Annotated in this window: 4 protein-coding genes and 3 tRNA genes; all 7 read left to right on the plus strand. The window is 39.4% G+C overall.

Annotated features, from left to right (window positions below; genetic code table 11):
- A partial coding sequence (locus BMY85_RS15195; RefSeq protein WP_143066416.1) for a class I adenylate-forming enzyme family protein occupies positions 1-428 on the plus strand: 428 nt, incomplete at its 5' end.
- Positions 429-771: 343 nt separating this feature from the next.
- A complete protein-coding gene (locus BMY85_RS16400) occupies positions 772-888 on the plus strand; it encodes a CPBP family glutamic-type intramembrane protease (RefSeq protein WP_092479256.1) in 117 nt (38 codons plus the stop codon).
- A gap of 289 nt (positions 889-1,177) precedes the next feature.
- Positions 1,178-1,250: transfer RNA gene (locus tag BMY85_RS15205), tRNA-Gly, on the plus strand.
- Positions 1,251-1,276: 26 nt separating this feature from the next.
- Positions 1,277-1,349: transfer RNA gene (locus BMY85_RS15210), tRNA-Gly, on the plus strand.
- Positions 1,350-1,375: 26 nt separating this feature from the next.
- Positions 1,376-1,448: transfer RNA gene (locus BMY85_RS15215), tRNA-Gly, on the plus strand.
- A gap of 252 nt (positions 1,449-1,700) precedes the next feature.
- A complete protein-coding gene (locus BMY85_RS15220; protein WP_092479258.1) occupies positions 1,701-2,876 on the plus strand; it encodes an SseB family protein in 1,176 nt (391 codons plus the stop codon).
- A gap of 189 nt (positions 2,877-3,065) precedes the next feature.
- A partial coding sequence (locus tag BMY85_RS15225) for a cellulose binding domain-containing protein (RefSeq protein WP_177180823.1) occupies positions 3,066-6,146 on the plus strand: 3,081 nt, incomplete at its 3' end.

Below are 6,146 nucleotides of genomic sequence, written 5' to 3' on the forward strand. Positions count from 1 at the left end.
AAGCAACTGACGCAACTATTGTTGATGGCTGGATTCATACAGGAGACTTAGGTTTCTTAGATAAAGAAGGTTATTTGACCATTAAAGGAAGGAAGAAAGAGCTAATTATCCGTGGAGGAGAGAATATTTCTCCTAGCGAAATTGAAGATGTAATTCGTACCTATGCAATGGTTCATGACGTAGCAGTTGTTGGCGCACCGGATAAAGTGTTAGGTGAGGAAATTGCAGCATTTATCCAAATGAAGCCAGGAGCAAACTATATTAAAGAAGAAGTTATGGAATATATCAGCCAATGCCTGCCAAAATTCAAAATGCCAAAATACGTATACATGGTAGAAGAATTCCCAATGACAAGCACAGGCAAGATCCTGAAGAGAAAATTAGTAGAAATGCTTAGCGATCAGGAAGCTATGAGCCGCATGGCATAAAGATTTTATTTAAGTTTTTTTATCTTTGTTCGGAAGCAGAAAGTTTCATGGTTGACATATAAAGTCTTGAAAGATAAAATAGATTTAATAAGGCATAAAAGGAAATAAACTAATATAATTGTTAAAATTAGTTTGGCAACCTAGTGATCTTATTAAAATATAAGTTGTAGGAGAGGAAAAAATAATATAAACGGAACATAAGGATAGAATTAGAAAATAAAGGAGTATATGGTAGTAGATTATGACTTAAACTTTGTACGTATCTTTACATATGCACACTGTAAAAAGTGTTTGTCAAAAGTTTAAAGAGGAACTATTATCTTTTAAATTATGAAATTATCTTATACAAGGTTTATATTTATCCTTTGTTTACTTGAGAACTAAGAATATTGCTGTTTCGATAGGTGTGCATTGTATCTATAATATAGTAAATGTAATACTCATCATATTTACAATTTAAGTTATTCTGAAAACTATAAATCAAAAAAGCCCTTAAAAGGACAGGGGTGAGATACACACGAACGGGTAAGGAAGTTAGTTGCTAAAAAACAGCGACACCCGTTTGGTGCGACAAAGTCTGAGTTCTATGACAGATATGCAAGAGGTAATAAAAAATAAAATTTTGTAGAAATGCATAATTCGATTTTTCTAGACCAAATAATTTTTTTGAAAAACTGTATTGACAAAACTCTATTTATAGGGTAAGATATTCAACGTTACAGGAAAACTGTTTCTTGTAAAAGATATATGCGTGAGTGGCTCAGTTGGTAGAGCACCTCCTTGCCAAGGAGGAAGTCGCGGGTTCGAGTCCCGTCTCACGCTTAGCCGAAAGGTAAAAAAGAAAAAATGCGTGAGTGGCTCAGTTGGTAGAGCACCTCCTTGCCAAGGAGGAAGTCGCGGGTTCGAGTCCCGTCTCACGCTTAGCCGAAAGGTAAAAAAGAAAAAATGCGTGAGTGGCTCAGTTGGTAGAGCACCTCCTTGCCAAGGAGGAAGTCGCGGGTTCGAGTCCCGTCTCACGCTTAATGGCGAAACTTAAGAGTAAGGAAGTCTTATTCTTAAGTTTTTTGTTTTTAGAAAAATGCGATTCTGATTTGGAACAAACTTGAAAAATGAGGAAAATAAAATGTTTTATTAATGACTCATTTTTATGAATAATCTTTGGAAATATTTGCGGAAAAGCTGAATGTAAGGTATAATAGAAGTGGTCGAAAAGTGAGATACAGAAATTATATACGTTAGGTTTGTACTAAAAAATGAAACGGAGGTTTTTCCATGGGTCTAAAAGATTTGTTTAGAAAAAAGGATGTAGCAGATGATGAGATAAATGTTACAGAAGATAAGGCTGAAGAAGCAAAGGAAACACAGGAAACTGTAAAGGAAGAAGCACCTAAGGCGCAGGAAATACAAGAAGCAGTACCACAGATGGAGCAGCCACAGCAAGAGATTCCAGCAAAAATGATTACCAATGAGAGAAGACAGGAAATTGGGCCGATCATTTTCAAAAGCCATATAGAAGAAAGCGATTTAGAACCGTTATCGATTCAGGAAACGATTTTCCTGCTTGTAAGTGTGGATCATTTTCAGGAAGAGTCTGAAGAAGGCGTTGAAAATTATGAAGAGAAATGCGAACTTTTAGACCGTGTATTGGCTAAAAAGTTATCAGAGGCAGAAGTGCTTTACATGACGTTTGATGCAGGAACTAATTTACCATATATTACACAGGGATGTGTAGAAATTTATTCAGAAGTAGAATATGCACAAGATGCAGTAAGGCATTATGGGGAACAGTACCGTGCAGTAACTATTTGCGAAATCCGTAAAGATGACAGCAAATTGCCAGATAAAATGAGTGTGTTTGAATTTTTATATTATTTAGGAATGGAACATCTGCTTATTGATAATGGAAGATATAAAACAGTTGTAAACCGTGAGGATGTCTTAGCAGTTACAGATAAAAACCCTGAGTATGACTTAAACAAGCCAATCAGGAATCCAAGATTCCGTTATGCTTTGATTGAGTTCTTCCAGGAAGTAAAATGGCCAGTTACATACGAAAAACGTGAAGAAGTGATTCATGAAAAAGAAGATAAAATGCTTGCACAATTAAAGAAGGCAAGATTTATTGTTCCTATGCTATATGAAGGTGAGCAGCAGGCATCCGCCGATAGAAAACAGGTTGTGCCTGAAGCGGGCAGGAATATGGCTATACCAAAACTGGAAACTGCAGATCATATTGCATTTACCCCTATTTTTTCGGACTGGACAGAATTTATTAAGATTTATCCAAGTGACCGCTGGAATGGTCTGGTTCTTTCCTTTGAGGAAGCAATTACTTTGAATCCGGAGATAGGAATTGTAATTAATCCAGCAGGGGAAAACCTGATTATGAACCAGCAGTCTTTTGAGGCGTTGAAAATGCGTGAAGATAATCAGCAAAAAGAACATTAAGGGAGTTTGGCAGCAAGGGAAGATATTCGCAAAGCTAATTGAAAAGTGGAAAGATTTAAAAAGACTATTGCAAAGCGTAAGAGATCGTTTTGCAGTAGTTTTTTGTATAAGTCAAAGGTTTGAACTTAACATAATTCGCCATACATGTTAAGGTCCTGTTTGGAAAAGGAAAGGAGATACGTTAGGAGTATGAGAAAATGGAAAAAGAGAATTCTTTCTGTACTGCTTATACTGGCAATAATGGGAAATGTTATTGTTCCATCCAGCATTCAGGCAGAAACAGCCAAAGAAGGACAAGCCGTAAAACAGATAGAAACAGAAAAAACGTATACAGAAGATGGACTTAACATTACTTTTCAGATAACAAGCCAGTGGGATGGGGCATGCAATACGCAGGTAACCATTCAGAATACAAGCAAGAAAACCAGAAACAACTGGGCATTACAGTTTCGTATGGCAGGCGATATCGTACAGATATGGAATGGCACAGTATATCAGCATGAGAATGACAAGTATATCATTAAAAACGCAGGCTATAACGAGCAGATTAAAAGCGGTCAGTCGATCCAGTTTGGTTACATGACAAAAACAAATGCTGCTTTTGCACTTCCAGATAGCGTTAAAATCCTTTCCAGACAAAAAACAGCAGAAGACAAGGATTTTCAGGTGGACTTTCAGGTCACAGACCAATGGGATTCTGGTTTTAATGGAGAACTTCAGGTGAAGAACCATTCCCTTAACAGCATAGAAGGATGGACACTGGAATTTGATTATGAAGGGGAAATATACAGCTTCTGGGAAGCAGATATCATAGCACACAGCCAGAACCATTACATAATCGAAAACAGAGGATATAACTACAAGATTCCAGCAGAAAGCACACTGAAACTTGGATTTGGAGGAGCTTCCACAGACAGGGCACCAGAACACTTTGTTTTGAAACACTGGACCATTGAGGAACCAGAACCAGCCAGTGAAAGCGAAGAATTAGAAAAATCCTATCTAGATGTCATCAGGCGGAATCTTTCCATGAAGGGCTTGCCAGCCGATCCCATTAGGCTGGCCGATGACTATGACGGGGATGGACTGGATTTGAAACAGGAATATGACTATGATACCAATCCTTTTGAAAAAGATTCCGATGAAGATGGCATAGAGGATGGGGAAGAGGTACTGGTTTATCAGACGGATCCTTGTGATACGGATACGGATTCTGATCAGATGTCAGATGGAACCGAGAGAAAGACAGGCCTGAATCCGCTTTTGCAGGATACAGACGGAGATGGAATCTGTGATGGGGAAGAGGTGGTAACACAGGAAGTATCTCTGGACCTGGCATATGAACTGGAACTGGCGAAGGTAGGAACATTGCCAGAAGTAACTCTGACAGGAAAAGGAGATTACAGCCATAAGCTTTGGGTAGAGCCAGTTACAGAAAATGATGCCATACTGGAAATTGACAGTGTAGTCGGAACTGCCTACGAATTCTTCCATGAAGATGCTCTTGCTTTTGAAACAGGAGAACTGGCTTTTCAGTTAAGTGATAAGGTACTGAGACAAAATAATCCAGAAGAATTAGCCATTGCATGGTATAATGAAGAAGAAAACAGCCTGGAGCCAATGGAATCTAAGTATGATGCCAAGACAAAAACCATTTCGGCAGCAGTGGAACATTTTAGTATCTACATGGTAATCAATACTGCCAAGTTCCTGTATTACAGCGACTGGGAAAATGAAAGTGAGCTGATAGAGACTGGAAAGGCAGATATTGTATTTGTAATTGATACGACAGGTTCTATGAGAGAGCCCATTGAAACGATACGAAAAAGCATTCCGGCCTTTGTAAAAAAATTAAAAGAAAAAAAGGTGGATGCCAGATTTGGACTGGTTACCTTTAAAGATATCTATCAGGATGACATTGATTCCACGAAAAATTATGGCTGGTATACGTCTGCAGATGCTTTTGCCGATCGGCTGCAGGCATTACCAGTAGGCGGTGGTGGCGGAGATGGTCCAGAAACACCACTTGACGGTCTGGAATCTGCTTTCCAGATGCGTTACCGGACCAGTGTGAAACGGTATGTGATCCTTGTAACGGATGCAGACTATCATGATGGAATTGTAAAGGATACTACTGTTACTTTGGATGCACAGATTACAAAACTTGCACAAAAAGAGATCACTGTATCGGTGTTTACCAAAACAAAGCTCTATCCAGTTTACCAGAATGCCATTCAGACATCTGGCGGGGAGATTGCCGATATTCAGAAAAACTTTGCCATAGAAGCAGCACCGTTAGCAGTGAAAGTCGGGAAAGGGGCAAGTGGAGGATGCTGGGTACGGTTAGCCAATCATACCGTAGTCCATCTTAAGAAAAATCCATTGCTAAATGATTCCAGTGTAGACAGCGATAAAGACGGAATTCCAGATTCCATAGAACTGGGAATTACGAAAAAGATGAAACTCTATAATCCTTATGGAAAGAAATATGAGTACCAGAATGTCTGGACTTTTAGCAGCAATCCTGCCAAAAAGGATACGGATGGGGATAACTGGAACGATTCCGAAGACTTGAATCCCAAACGATTTGATATCCTGCTTACAAAGAAGACGAAGCATACATTGGAATTTAATACAGGAAGGACTTGGAACCAGATATCCTGTACCGCTTACGATTATTGGGATAATGCAAAAGCAGTATTCGGCATTCCCGCAAAACATCCGATTCCCGCAAAAAAATGGAAGAAGCTTGTACAGTACTATCAGAAGAACTGTAAACAGAAGTTTACCGTAACGGAGCTGACAGCAATCGGTCTTTTCAATCCAGAAGGTGCAAAGCTGTATATGGATTCCAGCAAAGGAAGCACCAGAGAAAAGGTATTTCGGAATCTGGCAGGAAGGGCAAGCGACAACTACCAGCATAAAGGGGTGCTAGGCTGGGAAAAGTGGAAAAAGGTCTCCAAGAAGAAACAGGGAAGCTTCTTGAAAGGAACGGTTCTTTCGGAAGCCGATATGAACTTTTCCGGAAAGCTGTACCGGGTATGCGATATTTATACGGTTTTGAATAGCATTGCAGCGGCTGGGGCAGTTATCATTGCAATTGTGGCAACCGTAAAAGCAACACCAGTGGTTCTGGCAAATCTGAAAGGCATTGCGTACTACTGTGAAGCTTATGGGATTAAAGAAGGTCTGGATATGTATAGCTGTATGGGACTTCGTGGAGTTCCAGAAAGTATCGTTTCTATAATTCAGATGGATTTGCAGGATGGG

It is taken from the genome of [Clostridium] polysaccharolyticum (genome assembly GCF_900111595.1).
GTDB classification, from domain to species: Bacteria; Bacillota; Clostridia; order Lachnospirales; family Lachnospiraceae; genus Clostridium_AI; species Clostridium_AI polysaccharolyticum.

Excerpts from the sequence above, each read along its gene's own strand:
- BMY85_RS15220 (WP_092479258.1), top strand. The coding sequence starts at position 1,701 with ATGGGTCTAAAAGATTTGTTTAGAAAAAAGGATGTAGCAGATGATGAG.